Origin of the sequence: Actinomadura sp. 7K507 (assembly GCF_004348425.1) — a bacterium.
GTDB lineage: Bacteria > Actinomycetota > Actinomycetes > Streptosporangiales > Streptosporangiaceae > Spirillospora.
In genome coordinates this window covers 1-13,598 of the sequence record NZ_SMKK01000244.1, presented here as the reverse complement: position 1 = coordinate 13,598, position 13,598 = coordinate 1, and the positions used below count along the sequence as shown (strand labels likewise).

Annotated in this window: 12 protein-coding genes and 1 pseudogene; 7 read left to right on the top strand and 6 right to left on the bottom strand. The window is 72.5% G+C overall.

Going from position 1 to position 13,598, the window contains the following annotated elements; translation table 11 throughout:
- Window positions 1–62: 62 nt before the first annotated feature.
- Genes E1285_RS37030 through E1285_RS37010 form a run of 5 tightly spaced genes read left to right on the top strand, consistent with a single transcriptional unit; the run spans window position 63 to window position 3,996 of the window.
- Window positions 63–1,442, top strand: a complete 1,380-nt coding sequence (locus E1285_RS37030; protein WP_207947097.1) for an ATP-binding protein — start codon at window positions 63–65, stop codon at window positions 1,440–1,442.
- On the top strand, window positions 1,439–1,873 hold the full coding sequence (locus E1285_RS37025; protein ID WP_243723308.1) for a roadblock/LC7 domain-containing protein: 435 nt from the start codon (window positions 1,439–1,441) through the stop codon (window positions 1,871–1,873). The genes E1285_RS37030 and E1285_RS37025 overlap by 4 nt, the downstream gene beginning before the upstream one ends.
- Window positions 1,870–2,226: a DUF742 domain-containing protein gene (locus tag E1285_RS37020; RefSeq protein ID WP_132159257.1), complete on the top strand. Its 357-nt coding sequence runs from the start codon at window positions 1,870–1,872 to the stop codon at window positions 2,224–2,226. The genes E1285_RS37025 and E1285_RS37020 overlap by 4 nt, the downstream gene beginning before the upstream one ends.
- A complete protein-coding gene (locus tag E1285_RS37015) occupies window positions 2,204–2,800 on the top strand; it encodes an ATP/GTP-binding protein (protein WP_132159256.1) in 597 nt (198 codons plus the stop codon). The genes E1285_RS37020 and E1285_RS37015 overlap by 23 nt, the downstream gene beginning before the upstream one ends.
- Complete coding sequence (locus E1285_RS37010) at window positions 2,797–3,996, top strand: cytochrome P450 (RefSeq protein WP_132159255.1); 1,200 nt, start codon at window positions 2,797–2,799, stop codon at window positions 3,994–3,996. The genes E1285_RS37015 and E1285_RS37010 overlap by 4 nt, the downstream gene beginning before the upstream one ends.
- 3 nt (window positions 3,997–3,999) lie before the next feature.
- Here the strand turns inward: E1285_RS37010 and E1285_RS37005 are convergent, their stop codons facing one another.
- Window positions 4,000–5,409: an SPFH domain-containing protein gene (locus E1285_RS37005; RefSeq protein ID WP_132159254.1), complete on the bottom strand. Its 1,410-nt coding sequence runs from the start codon at window positions 5,407–5,409 to the stop codon at window positions 4,000–4,002.
- A 124-nt stretch (window positions 5,410–5,533) separates the two neighbouring features.
- Here E1285_RS37005 and E1285_RS37000 point away from each other — a divergent pair.
- Window positions 5,534–7,216 (top strand): annotated as a pseudogene (locus E1285_RS37000) (cytochrome c oxidase assembly protein); the annotation flags it as partial.
- Window positions 7,217–7,269: 53 nt separating this feature from the next.
- Here E1285_RS37000 and E1285_RS47850 read toward each other — a convergent pair.
- The 5 genes from E1285_RS47850 to E1285_RS36975 all read right to left on the bottom strand — a co-directional run bounded on the left by E1285_RS47850 (window position 7,270) and on the right by E1285_RS36975 (window position 12,718).
- The gene (locus tag E1285_RS47850; RefSeq protein WP_132159252.1) at window positions 7,270–8,607 is read right to left on the bottom strand and encodes an HD domain-containing protein; all 1,338 of its coding nucleotides are present in this window, start codon (window positions 8,605–8,607) and stop codon (window positions 7,270–7,272) included.
- 10 nt (window positions 8,608–8,617) lie between these two features.
- Window positions 8,618–9,967, bottom strand: a complete 1,350-nt coding sequence (locus E1285_RS36990) for an HD-GYP domain-containing protein (RefSeq protein WP_132159251.1) — start codon at window positions 9,965–9,967, stop codon at window positions 8,618–8,620.
- A gap of 592 nt (window positions 9,968–10,559) precedes the next feature.
- Window positions 10,560–11,483 (bottom strand): NAD-dependent epimerase/dehydratase family protein, encoded by a 924-nt coding sequence (locus E1285_RS36985; RefSeq protein ID WP_132159250.1) that lies wholly within the window; start codon window positions 11,481–11,483, stop codon window positions 10,560–10,562.
- Between the two features lie 81 nt (window positions 11,484–11,564).
- Window positions 11,565–11,861, bottom strand: coding sequence for a mycothiol system anti-sigma-R factor (gene rsrA, locus E1285_RS36980; protein ID WP_132159249.1), 297 nt, complete (start codon window positions 11,859–11,861; stop codon window positions 11,565–11,567).
- 89 nt (window positions 11,862–11,950) lie between these two features.
- On the bottom strand, window positions 11,951–12,718 hold the full coding sequence (locus E1285_RS36975) for a sigma-70 family RNA polymerase sigma factor (protein WP_243723307.1): 768 nt from the start codon (window positions 12,716–12,718) through the stop codon (window positions 11,951–11,953).
- Between the two features lie 213 nt (window positions 12,719–12,931).
- On the opposite strand from E1285_RS36975, the gene E1285_RS36970 reads away from it, so the two are divergent.
- Window positions 12,932–13,598, top strand: a 667-nt coding sequence (locus E1285_RS36970; protein WP_243723309.1) for a methyltransferase domain-containing protein, incomplete at its 3' end; no start/stop codon positions are given.

Here is a 13,598-nt window from a genome sequence, read left to right as displayed (position 1 = left end):
CCACCCGGCCATGAGGCGGTCCCCCGGCCCACCTCGCCCGATTCGTGTGCACTGAGGATCTGATGGAGCAATTCCTCCTGGTGACGGCGTTCGTCATCGTGGCGGGCGCGGGAATCGCCGCCGCGGTCCTGCTGGTACGCCAGCGGCAGGCGTCCGCCGAGCTGCGTGAACGGAACGCCGTGCTGGCGCGCGGCCTGGAGCTGCGGGACCAGGAGCTGCGGCACCTCGCCGACGTCCGGCTGCCCGAGCTCATGGAGTCGTTGAGCAACCCGGGCGTGCACGTCGCCGGCCCGCTGCACGACCTCGATCGCGAGGCCCCCGCCTACGGGCGGTCGCTGCAGACCGTGATGGACCTGTTCGCCGGGTCGGCCGCGCGCGTCCGGGAGCGGGCCGACCGGTCCGCGAAGTCGACGCTGCGGGCGATGATGCGGGCCGTGCAGAGCCTGGCGAACGAGCAGCAGTTCGCGATCTCGACCATGCAGGAACGCCACGACGACCCGGACGTGCTGGAGGGCCTGCTGCGCATCGACCACATGAACGCCCAGCTCGGGCGGCGCGCCCAGGCCACCGCGGTGCTGTGCGGGTCGTGGCCGGGTCAGCAGCGCTCGGCGTCGTCGATGAGCGACGTGGTCCGCGGCGCGACGTCCCGCGTCCGCGACTACCTGCGCGTCAACCTGGAGGGGACGGTGAGCAGCGCGGTGACGAGCCGCGCCGTGGAGCCCGTCGTGCTGACGCTGGCCGAGCTGCTCGACAACGCAGCGCGGCACTCCCGGCCCGACACCTCCGTCGAGGTCAACTTCAGGTCCACGCACAACGGCGTCGCCATCACGATCGACGACGCGGGGGTGGCGATGGACGCCGACGAACTGCAGCGCGCGTCCGACCTGCTGTCGGGTGAGGCGTCGGTGGACATCCACCGGCTCGGCGACCCGCCGCAGGTCGGGTTCGCGGTGGCGGGCGTGCTCGCCGCCCGCTACGGGTTCCGGGTGTCGGTCGACAGCCGCTCCCCCTACGGCGGTGTGCGGGCCGTGGTGTTCGTGCCGAGCGCGCTGATCACCACCGTCCCGGACGCGCGGCCGCCCGAACCGGTGGCCTCGTCCCGCCCGGCCGGGGAGACCGGCGCCGCCGCGGAGGACGGGCCGTCCACGGCGGGCGGCCTGCCCAAGCGGAGCCGCGTCGCGGTCGCCGACCGTCCCGCCGGGACCGGCGGCCTGGACGAGGAACGCGGCGAGCCGGCCATCGGGGACACGTCCCCGGCCAGGCCGGCCCGGGAGACCGCGGCGGGGCTCGGCGCCTGGCAGCGCGGGACGCGCTCCGGCCGCGCCGCCGCGCCGTCGAGCACGGGCCGGTCCAGCACGGGCCCGTCCAGCACGGGCCCGTCCAGCACGGGGGACGCGGGGCTCGGCGGGCCCGCCATCGAGAGCAAGGACCTGCGGCCATGAACGAGGGGTGGAACGGCGCGATGGACGACGGGACGAACCGGCTCGGCTGGATGCTGGACGACGCGCTGCGCATGCCGGAGACGCGCTACGCGATCCTGCTGTCGGCCGACGGGCTGCTGATGGCCCACTCCGAGCGGATCTCCAGGGACGACGCGGAACGGCAGGCCGCGGGCATGTCGGGCCTGCAGTCGCTCGCCCGCAGCACCGCCGAGTTCTGCGGCGACCCCGGCACCGAGTGGCGGCAGACGGTCAACGAGTTCGACGACGGCTACGTGTTCCTCGTCGCCGCCGGCCCCGGCGCGTACCTGGCGGTGTCGGCGACGCAGCACGTGGACATGGAGACCGTCTCGTTCCGGCTGCAGGAGCTGGTGCAGCGGCTGGGCAAGGAGATGACCAGCCCGCCGCGGCCGGGCGCGGGCCGTCCCGCATGACGCCCCGCAGGAACGAGCGGGCCCTCGTCCGGCCGCACGTCGTGACCGGCGGCCGGGCGCACCCCACCCGCAACGTGTTCGACCTCGTCACCCTCGTGATCTTCAACGGCGACCTGCCGCGCGCCGGCCTGTCCCCGGAGAAGCTGCGCATCGTCGAGCTGTGCCGCGGCGGCCCGCTGTCGGTCGCCGAGATCGCGGGGCATCTCGGCCTGCCCGTCGGGGTCGCCAAGGTCCTGCTGTCCGATCTGGTCGACGACGGGCACCTCACCACCAGGGCCGGCTCCGCGGAGGGCCGGCAGTCCAAGGTCCAGCTCCTTCAGGAGGTGCTCGATGGACTCCGCGCTCGCCTCTGAGACGCCCTACCTGCGCGACAGCGTGCGGACGGCCGTCAAGATCCTCGTCGTCGGCCATTTCGCGGTCGGCAAGACCACCTTCGTCGGGACGCTGTCGGAGATCCGCCCGCTGCGCACCGAGGAGCGGATGACGCAGGCCGGTGCCATGGTCGACGACCTCGCCGGCATCCGGGACAAGACGACCACCACGGTCGCCATGGACTTCGGCCGCCTGACGCTGAGCGACGACCTCGTCCTGTACCTGTTCGGGGCGCCGGGACAGCAGCGCTTCACCCGGCTTTGGGACGACCTCGCGCGCGGCGCCCTCGGCGCGCTGATCCTGGTGGACACCGCCCGCCTCAAGCAGTCGTTCGAGATCATGGACATCGTGGAGCGGCAGGGCCTGCCGTACGCGGTGGCCGTGAACCACTTCGACGAGTCGCCGCGCTTCCCCGAGTCCGAGGTGCGCGAGGCCCTCGACCTCGCCGGCACCACGCCGCTGGTCACCTGCGACGCCCGGGACGGCCGGTCGTCCACCGAGGCGCTGATCACGCTCGTCGACCACCTCCTCACCCTCGACACGGAGACACCGTGACCGACCTTTCCACCACCGCCGAGCCCGCCCGCTTCGCGATGTACGGGCAGGAGTTCGCCGACGACCCGCAGCGCGTCTACGCGCAGATGCGCGCTCACGGCGACCTGGCGCCCGTCGAGCTGTCCCCCGGCGTCCCGGCGACGCTCGTGCTCGGCTACGACGCCGCGCTGGAGATCATGCGCGACCCCGACCGGTTCCCGCGGTGCAGCGAGGTGTGGGAGCAGGAGGTCGGCCCCGAGTGCCCGGTGCTGCCGATGATGATGACGCGGCCCAACGCCCTGTTCACCAACGGCGCCGTCCACGCCCGGCTCCGGTCGGCGATCGTCGACAGCCTGGCCCGGGTCGAGCCGGCGTTGCTGCGCGAGTACGTCGCGGACGGCGCGAACAGCCTCATCGACGGGTTCGCGGACGACGGCCGCGCCGACCTCATCGGCCAGTATGCCCGCACGCTGCCGCTGCTGGTGTTCAACGAGATGTTCGGCTGCCCGCGCGACATCGGCGACAAGCTGGTGCGCGGCATGAGCGCCATCTTCGACACCGTCGACGCCGAGGAGGGCAACGCGCTCCTGGGCGAGGCGACCCTCGAACTGGTGGCGCACAAACGGCAGAAGCCGGGCGCGGACGTGACGTCCTGGATGCTGCGGCACCCCGCCGGCCTCGACGACGTCGAGATGACCCACCAGATCACGCTGCTCGTCGGCGCCGGCACCGAGCCCGAGCAGAACCTCATCGCCAACGGGATCCTGCTGCTGCTCTCCGACGGCCGGTTCGGCGGCGACCTGTCCGGAGGCAGCCTGCCCGTCGAGGACGCCCTCGACGAGATCCTGTGGACCGACCCGCCGATGGCCAACTACGCGACGACGTTCCCCCGCCAGGACACCGACTTCCACGGGTACCGGCTGCCCGCGCACCAGCCCGTGCTGATCAGCTACGCCGCCGCGAACACCGACCCGTCCAGGTCGGCGGCCAACCGGACGGGCAACCGCGCGCACCTGTCCTTCTCCGGCGGCCCCCACACCTGCCCGGCCAAGAACCACGCCCGCCTCATCGCGTCGGTCGCCATGGAGACGCTCCTGGACCGCCTCCCCGACCTGGAGCTGGCCGTCCCGGCGGACGACCTGGAATGGCGCCCAGGTCCCTTCCACCGGGCCCTGACCGCCCTGCCCGTCGCCTTCCCGCCGGCCGCCGTCCGCTGACCGTCAGTCTTCCGTCGCGGCGCGCAGGGCGCCGACCACCGCCGTCAGCTGGGTTATCAGGCCGGCCACGCTGGTCTGGTCGGTGCCGTTGACGGTCACCGTGCGCAGCTCGTCCGGCTTGGGCAGCTTGGCCATGATCTCCGGCAGCGACGCGATCAGCCGGGCCTGCACGGCCGCGGGCGTCCGGTCGTTCTCGATCGCGGCGCGGGCGCCCTCCCGCTCCAGGTCCAGCAGCGCCTGCTCGTGCCGGGACCGCGCGCGGGACCCGGCCAGCGCCTGCTCGCCCTCCGCGCGGAGCCGGGCCAGCTCGTGGTCCCGCTCGATGCGCAGCCGCCCCGTCTCGGCCTCCTCCTCGTGCCGCTCGCGTTCCATCCGCAGGTCGTGCCGTGTCGTCTCGGTCTCCAGCTCGGCGATCTCGCGGGCGTCGTCGTGCTCGCGCTTGGTGCGGCGCAGCTTCTCGGCCGCCTCGGTGTCGAACAGCTGGGACTCGTTGCGGGCGCGCAGCTCGGCCAGCTCCCGCTCGTGCTCCAGCCGCTGCGTCTCCTTGATCCGCTCGGTGGACATCTCGCGCTGCGCGACGGCCTCCTCGGCCTCCAGCTCGGCCAGCCGGGCGATCTGGCCCTGCTCGGACCGGTAGGGCTTCTGCAGGTTCTCCCAGAGGCGGGACGAGCTGACCACGGCCTCCTTGATCTGCACGGTGACGATCCGCAGCCCGAGCCCCTCGCCGCGCTGCCCCTCCTCGTTCTGGCCCTCCGCCACCGCCCGCAGCCGGGCGGTCAGCTCCTCGATGATGGGCTGCTTGTCGCTGAGGATGTCCCGCACGCCCATCGTGGAGACCTTGTCCTTGATCGCGGCCTCCGCCTGCTCCCGGAGCTGGAGGTTGACCACCCGCATCGGGTCGTCGGCGTCGCCGAAGTCGAGCTTGCGGTACGCGGTGCCGAAGTCCTGGATGATCCACTGGACGTAGCCCTGGACGAGGACGCCCTGCAGTTCCCGGCAGATGCAGTACGCGTTGATCAGGATCGTCTGCGTCGCGCCCGGCACCACGAGGAACGAGTCGGTGGACGGGTTGAACCGGAACGACACCCCGAGCCCGACGTGCAGCGGTTCCTCCCGCCCGCGCCGCGTGTGCACGACGAACGCGTTCGGCGGGACGAGCACGTTCTTCCACCGCCAGAACCCGCTGATCCGCACGTCCACGGGACCCGGTGCCGTCCGGTCCGCCGGGGGCGCGCCGCCGAGGGCACGGTTGCGTTTGGCGATCGGGGCGGCGGCCTGCGGGACCGGGCCCCCCGCGGCGGCCGGAGCGGCCAGGGGCGCGGGGGCGCGCCTCGCCTTCAGGTCGTCCTCCAGGACCGCCTGCTCGGCGACGACCTTCTCCAGATAGGTGTTGCCCTTCTCAGGCGCGCTCATCTCGCTCCTCAACGCGAAATCGGAATGGCGGTACCTTATTGCGCTTTGAACCTTCCGCTCAGGCATATGCGTACGTATCTCCGTGGCGGCACATGAGCGGCAGGCGTCCGCGACCGACAGGCCGATGCTCGCCATCGGCGCCGTCGCGACGGGACTGGTCGTCCTCGCGCTGGTCGTACGGCTGGGCGGGGCGTTCAGCGAGACCGCGGCCCCCGGCCTGTCGCAGGCCGGGGCGCTGACCAAGGTCGGCCTGTCGGTCGCCAAGCTCGGCGGGAACGCAGCCGCGGTCCTCACCGTCGGATGGCTGCTGGTCGCGGCCGTGTTCGCCCGCCCGCCGTCACCGGTCGGCCGCCGCTGCCTGCGCGCCGCGTCCCTCACGGCGCTGGCGTGGGCGCTGTGCACGCTGGCGCTGATCGTGTTCACCGCCCTGGACCTGTTCGGCACCGGCATCGGCGGCCTCACCGGGAACATGATGCGGACGCTGCTCATCGAGCTGCCGCAGGGACGGGCGCTGCTGATGACCCTCGCCGCCGCGGTCGCGCTGGCGGTCGCGGCGAGCCTCCCCCGCGCCGGGGGCGGCTCCGGATACCTGCTCGCGGGCGCGCTCGCGGCCCTGCTCCCGCCGCTGTTCACCGGCCACGCGTCGAGCGCGTCGTACCACTCGCTCGCCGTCTACAGCCTGGTCGCGCACGTCCTCGGCGTCGCGCTGTGGATCGGCGGGCTCGTCGCCCTGGTGACCGCCGGGCCCGCGCTCCGCGACAGGCTGCCGCGGACCGTCCGGCGCTACAGCACGCTGGCGCTGGTGTCGTTCATCGTCGTCGGGGCGAGCGGCGCGGCGAACGCGTGGGTGCGGCTCGGCGGCTTCGACCTCGGCTCGCGGTACGCGATGGTCGTCGTGGCGAAAATCGCGGCCCTCGGCGTCCTCGGCGGCCTGGGCTGGTGGCACCGGCGCTCCACCATCCCCGCCCTGCGGGACGGTACGGGCGCGCGTCCCTTCCTGAGGCTCGGAGCCGCCGAAGTCCTCATCATGGCGGCGACGATGGCCATCGCCACCGGCCTCTCCCGCACTCCCCCGCCCGAGAACGCCCCGGACACGCTCGACGTCACCGAACTGCGCCTCGGCTACCCGCTGCCCGGCCCCGCCGGGACCGGGCCCTACCTGCTGGACTGGTGGATCGACCCGCTGTTCTTCGCGCTGATCGCCGCCGGCGCCGTCCTGTACGGGGTGGGCGTCGTGCGCGTGCGGGACTGGCCGTGGCAGCGCAGCGCCGCCTGGACCGCGGGGCTGGCCGTCGTGCTCCTCGCCACCGGAAGCGGGATCTCCCGCTACAGCATGGTGTTGTTCAGCGCCCACGCCATCCAGCACGTCCTCGTCGGGGTGCTGGCGCCGCTGCTGCTCCTGTACGGGGCCCCGGTGCGGCTGGCGCTGCGGGCCATGCGGGGCGAGAGCGCGCCGCTGCTGGCCGCCGCCGCGAACTGCCGCGGGATCCGGCTGCTCGCGCACCCGGTCGTCGCCTCCGCGCTGTTCCTGCTCAGCCTCTACGCGTTCTACACCTCGCCGCCGTTCGCCGCGTCCCTCAGCAACCACGCGCTGCACTCGCTCGCCATGCTCTGCTTCCTGGTCATCGGGCTGGCGTACTTCCACGGGACGGCCGGGACGCTGGTCCCGCTCGCCGTTCTGCCGCTGCACGCGATCGCCGGGATCGCCCTGATGCGGGAGGGCACCGTCCTCGGCAGCTGGTTCGAGGAACTCGGCCGCGGCTGGGGCGCGTCCCCGCTGGACGACCAGCGCCTCGGCGCGCTGCTGCTGTGGACGGTCACCGCCGCGATCACGGCGGCCGCCGCGGTAGCGCAGGAGCTCTACTGGCGGGGCCGGCGGTCCACGACCCGGCTGAGCGCCTCCACGACGGTCGGGTCGTACTCGGCGGCGGAGTCCAGCCTCAGCCTCTCCAGCACGGCCGCGCCGCGGTCCCGGTCCGGGGACTCGCCGACGAGGTCGTCGTAGGCGTTGGCGACCTTGATGATGCGGCCCGCGAGCGGCGGCGGGGCCGGCCTCGCCGCGTCGCCGGCCCCGGCGGGCGCGGGCTCGCGTCCCGTCCGGTAGGGGTGCGACGAGAGCCGCACGATGTGCGCCACCCGGTCCAGGACGCCCGTCTGCTTGATGACCTCGGCGCCGAGCTCGGCGATGCGGCGCTGCTCGGCCGGGGACGCCAGCACGGTCGCGCCGCCCGGGATCGGATCGCCGAGCGACAGCTGCCCGATGTCGTGCATGAGCGCCGCGTACTCCAGTTCGAGAAGCTCCTCCTCGGACATGCCGAGCTCGCGTCCCATCTCCACCGCGAGCCGCGACACCCGCCGCGAGTGCCCGGTCTCCACGTAGCCGCCGACCTCGGTGACGCGCGACAGCGCCCGGACGGTCTGCAGGTACGTCGCGCGGATCCCGGCGTACCGGCGGAACGCGAACTGCGTCACCAGGATCGGCACCGTGAAGATCAGCAGCGCGGCCTCGCCCATCGCCGTGGTCGCCACCGCGATCAGCATGGCGGTCGCGCTGGTGGCCGCGCACAGCGCCATCTTCGCCTCGATCTCGTCCCGCAGCGCGATCCCGAACCGCGCCCGGACGGCCTCCGCCCGGATCATCGCGGCGATCAGCACGTCGGTGAAGCAGGACGCGATCACGACGATGCCCATCACCGCCAGCAGCAGCTGCCACACCAGGTCGAGCGTCAGCACCGGCCGGAAGCACAGCGCGATGATCGCGACGGTGAACAGCCGCCGGGCCATCGCGTCCGGCCGCGGGGACCGGCCGACCGCGATGTGCGGCAGCGAGCCGACCAGCATGCCGACCGCGGTGACGGCGACGACCTGCAGCGCCGAGTGCTCGGCGACGACGACGCCGAGCGGCGCGTCGGGCGGGGCGCCCTCGGGGCCGACGCCGACCAGCAGCGCGTAGCCGATCGCGCCGGCGCTGGCGATGGGCGCGACCTCCCGGTTGCCCGGCATCACCATCCGGAACAGCTCGCCCAGCGAGATCAGCACCCCGAAGATGATCGCGACGTTGGGCTGCCGGAGCCCGGCCGCCGCGACCTGCGCGACCGCGACGACGGCGATCAGCCCGGCGGTGGCGATCAGCAGCAGCTGGCCGGAGTCGATGGTCTGCCACGCGGCCCGGTCCCGGGCGCGGCCCTGACTGCTCATGGACGTCCAGTCACCGCCGAACCTCGTCGCCGCCCGCGACCCGCAGCGGAGTGCTCGGGTCGTCGTGGTCCTGCTGGGTGGTCTCCACGACGTCGTCGTCGGGCAGGACGACGGGGCCGGGCGGCACCCAGGGATCGCGGTCGAGCGCCCGCAGGAAAGCCTCCACGATAACGGGGTCGAAGTGGTCGCCCATGCAGCGGCGCAGCTCGGTCACGGCCTCGTCGACGCTGCGGGCGGCGCGGTAGGAGCGGGTGGAGGTCATCGAGTCGAACGCGTCGGCGACGGCGATGACCCGGGCGAACTCGGGGATCTCGTCGCCGGCCAGGCCCATCGGGTAGCCGCGGCCGTTCATCTTCTCGTGGTGGTGCATGATGCCGGCGAGCGCCTCGTCCAGGAACCCGATCTCCCGGACGATCTCCAGCCCGCGCATCGGGTGCAGCTGGATCGCGGCGAACTCCTCCTCGGTCATCGGCCCGTTCTTCTGCAGCACCTTGGTGGGCACGCCGAGCTTGCCGACGTCGTGCAGCATCCCGGCGTAGCGGATCGCCTCCACCCGGTCGGGCCGCATCCCGATCTCCTGGGCGATCAGCACCGAGCCGCGGGACACCCGCTCGGAGTGGCCACGGGTGTAGAAGTCCTTGGTCTCGACCGCCTGGCAGAGCGCGGCGAGGGTGGCCGAGTGCGCCTGCTGCTGCACGTACGCCTGGTCCATCGCCCAGCGCGCGATGAACAGCGGCAGCAGGACCAGGACGGCGGCGAACGGCCCGACGCGCGGCCACAGCCCGGCGATGAGCAGGCCGACCATGCCGTAGCCGAGGCAGCTGACGGCGAGCTGGCCGCTCTCGTCCAGCAGCTCGCGCGGCGCGGCCTGCCGGCTCAGCAGCAGCACCCCGGCCATCAGCGTCAGGTTGACCAGGACGAACGTGACGAGCGCGCCGAGGAACGGCCCGATGACGTTCTCCACCCAGCGGGCCTGCTCGGGGTGGAAGCGGTCACCGCCGAGGAGTTCGAAGACCGTCCCGGCGATGAAGCCGCTGAGCGCGAGCTGCGCGCCGTTGAAGATCCGCTTGACGGGGGCGAAGAACCGCTGGCCGTTGATCACGGCGCAGAAGCCGAGCAGCGCCGCGCCGACCGGGCCGAGCAGCACCACCGAGGCCAGGCTGGCGGCGAAGCTCAGCGACACCCTGGCACGCGCGACGTTCAGCCGCGCGGGCGCCGAGTCGCAGATCAGGAACAGCAGGGCCAGGACGGCCAGCGTGCCCCAGTCGATCTCCGCGAAGGACGACGCCGCGATGAGGCCGACCGCCAGGGCGACCACCCCGCAGACGTACGCCCAGGCAGCGAGAGGTAGTCCACGCATTGCCGCCCCCTCGGGGAGTGAACAGTCTCCCTCCGCCCCGCCCGGCCGGGGCTCGGCCCGCGCGGGCCTGGGCGAAGTGGAGAAGTGTTCAGTGACGAATGGCGGGCCGCCGCCGGGCTTGCGCGTGCCTGCCGGCACCTACGCCCACGACACGCCCTTGGACATCACCAGCGACGACGTCATGGCACTCTCGCGCAGGCCGTGTCCCGTGGGCATCACGCGCTTGGGCATGACTCCTTGCCTCCCCCTCGCGAACCGGGCCGTCCGGCCTCGCGGCCGGCCCGGACCGGACCGGTCCAAGCTTCCGGACGAGCACGCACCCCGGAATTCACCGGTGCGCACGCGCCTCCGTCGCTGATTTCGGCACAAGCCTAACGCGGACTGCCCAGGTCACACAGGCATGCGGGGAAACGAGAGCAAGGTGTGAAGCAATCGTCACCTTAAGTGATCAATTTCTCCGACCCAATATACTCAACGTAATTGCACAATCCCGCTGCACGTCACAATGCACGTCACAATGCACGTGCATCCCAGCGTTGGTCTCAATAACCATCAGGAATTAGTCCCAAAACGGCCAACCACCGGCTTTCCGTCATGCCAGGGCGTTCCGTTCCCGCGCCCAGGCGACCGTCTCGGCGAGGCCTTCGCGCAGCCCCACCTCCGGCTCCCAGCCGAGCACCTCCCGCGTCGCCCGCGGGTCGACGGACATGGCGGGCAGATCCCCCAGCCGCGGCGGCGCGAACTCCGGATCGTCCGGCGCCCGCGCCGCCTCGGCGACCAGCGTGTGCAGATCCCGGTCGGTCGTCTGGATCCCGGTGCCGACGTTGAGGCGGCGCCCCCCGCCCCGCTCCCCCGCGGCGCGGGCGAACGCGTCCACCACGTCCAGCACGTAGACGTAGTCGCGGGTCTGGGAGCCGTCGCCGTAGACCTTCGTGGGACCGCCCGCCAGCAGCGCGTCCGTGAAGATCGAGATGACGCCCGCCTCGCCCTCGGGCGTCTGCCTCGGGCCGTACACGTTGGCCAGCGTGAGCGTCGTGAAGTCGATTCCGTGCAGGGCCTGGTACATCCCCGCGTACACCTCGCCGGAGACCTTCGACGCCGCGTACGGTGACGCGGGGCGCAGCTCGGCGTCCGGCGGGACGGGCAGCGCGTCCGGCACCCCGTACACCGCGCAGCTCGACGTGAACACCACCTTGCGGGCGCCCGCCGCCCGCGCCGCCTCCAGCACGTTCGCCGTCCCCAGCACGTTGGCCCGCGCGTCGCCCAGCGGGTCGGCCACGCTGACGCGGACGCTCACCTGCGCGGCGAGATGGCAGATCACCTCGGGGCGCCGCACCGCGGCCTTCCCGGCCAGCGCCGGGTCACCGACGTCCATCTCCCACAGCTCCACACCGGGACGGACGTTCGCGCCGGACGACATGTCGTCCACGCCGATGACCTCGTGACCGTCGGCGAGAAGGCGGTCGGCCAGATGGGATCCGATGAAACCGGCCGCGCCGGTGACGAGTGCGAGCACCCGCAGCACGATACCGGCGGACCCCCGGCGGCGAAGATCGGGACCGCGGCCGGTCAGGGCCGCGGCCCGATCACGTCGCGATCAGGCGCTCTCGGTCTTCTCGGCGTCGCCGGACGCCTTGATGTCGCCGCAGATCTCCTCGATCCGGCCGAGCACCTTGGCGCGCAGGTCGGTGGGCGCCTGCTCGCAGCCGCACGACTTGTTCACCAGTTTCTTGACGGCCTCTTCCAGCCCGTACTCGCGCAGGCAGGGACCGCACTCGTCCAGGTGCTGCCGCACCTCGCCGCATCCGCCCTGGTCGAGCTCGCCGTCGAGATAGGTGTAGACGCGCGCCAGCACCTCGTCACAGGGGGTCTCATGGTGGTCGCCACAGCTCATGGCTCACTCACCCTCCTTGTGCACCGCGTCACGCCATGGCGCGGTGTCGGGCATATCGCTCCGTTGTACGCGGCAGGTGCGTTTCCCGCTCACTTGGACCCTCCGCTCGTCCTCGTGAGGCCGCGGTCCCCGGCGTAGTCCTCCAGCATGACGCGCAGCTGGCGCCGGCCCCGGTGCAGTCGGGACATCACCGTGCCGATGGGCGTGCCCATGATCTCGGCGATCTCCTTGTACGCGAAGCCCTCGACGTCGGCGAGGTAGACGGCGATGCGGAACTCCTCCGGCAGATCCTGCAGCGCCCGCTTCACATCGGTGTCGGGCAGATGCTCCAGCGCCTCTGTCTCGGCGGACTTCAGGCCGCTGGAGGTGTGCGACTCGGCACGCGCGATCTGCCAGTCCTCGATGTCCTCGGTGGCGGCCTGCTGGGGCTGGCGCTGCTTCTTGCGGTAGGAATTGATGAACGTGTTGGTCAGGATCCGGTAAAGCCACGCCTTGAGGTTGGTGCCTTCCTTGAACTGGTGGAAGGACGCGAACGCCTTGGCGAAGGTCTCCTGGACGAGGTCCTCGGCGTCCGCCGGATTGCGCGTCATGCGCAGCGCGGCCGAATACAGCTGATCCAAGAACGGGAGCACATCGCGCTGGAACCGCTCCTGGCGCTGCTCCACGGTCTCCGTGGTGCCCTGTACCTGACCCACCCCCTCGGCTGTGGCGCCGCCGGCCGTGGTCCGGCCGGCGGCATCGTCTCCCACAGACGATATCGGCCCGCGCGGCCTGCCCACGCGTGCGGGTGCCTGCGCGACGCCGCGCGGTGCCGTGGATCCGGCACTCCGCCGCAGGTCGGCAACGGCTGTGGTCATCGGTGCGCACCTCCGCGAATTGGGTTATGAGACGGTGCAACACCGAAGCGGCCCCTTCGATTCCCGCGGGGAGTGACGCGGCGATCACGGGGTGCCCGGCCCCCGTCCGGCACGGAGGGTGACGCCTCCCGCAACGGGGAAGAAGTGACATACAAGGCGAGAACAGGAGCAAACGTGCATCCGGTGCTGTCGGCGCAATCGTCCGAACCCACCATCGCCAGTCTGCGCGACATCTCCGGGGACGGGGCAGGCGACGCCCTCGCGCGCTACTGGACGTTCTACTGGGCGGTAGCCGCCGCCCAGCTGACACGGTGGCTGCCGCGCAGACCGTCCCGCGTGCTCGACATCTCGGGCGGGCACTCCGCCGCCCAGGCCGCCGAGGCCCGCCACACCGTCCTCGAGATACGCGACCCCGGCAGGACCGAAGCCCCCGCGGCCCCCCGGGGCGCACCGCCCGCGAAGGGCGCCACGATCCCGCTGGTCGGCGACACCGGCACCCTCGCGTACCTCGCCGGCGGCTCCATGGACGCCGTGATCGCCGAGAACCGGGTCCTGTCCCGGCACCTGGCCACCGAGGCCACGGTCGCCGAGATCGCCCGCGTCCTGCGCCCCGGCGGCCGCGTCCTGCTGTGCGTCGACTCGCTGACCCTCGGGATGGCGCTGCTGGCCGAGCGGAACTACTGGGCGCACCTGTCCGACGTCCCGAGCGCCGAGGTCGTCCTCATCCCCTGGCCGGACGGGACGATCACCCGCTCGTTCTCCGCCCACCAGCTCCGCGAGCTGCTCGCCGAAGCCGGCCTCGAAGTCGAGTGGATCAGGCCCCGCACGGTCCTGTCCCCCTCGACCGTCGAACACGTCCTGGCCGACTCCCCCCGCACCC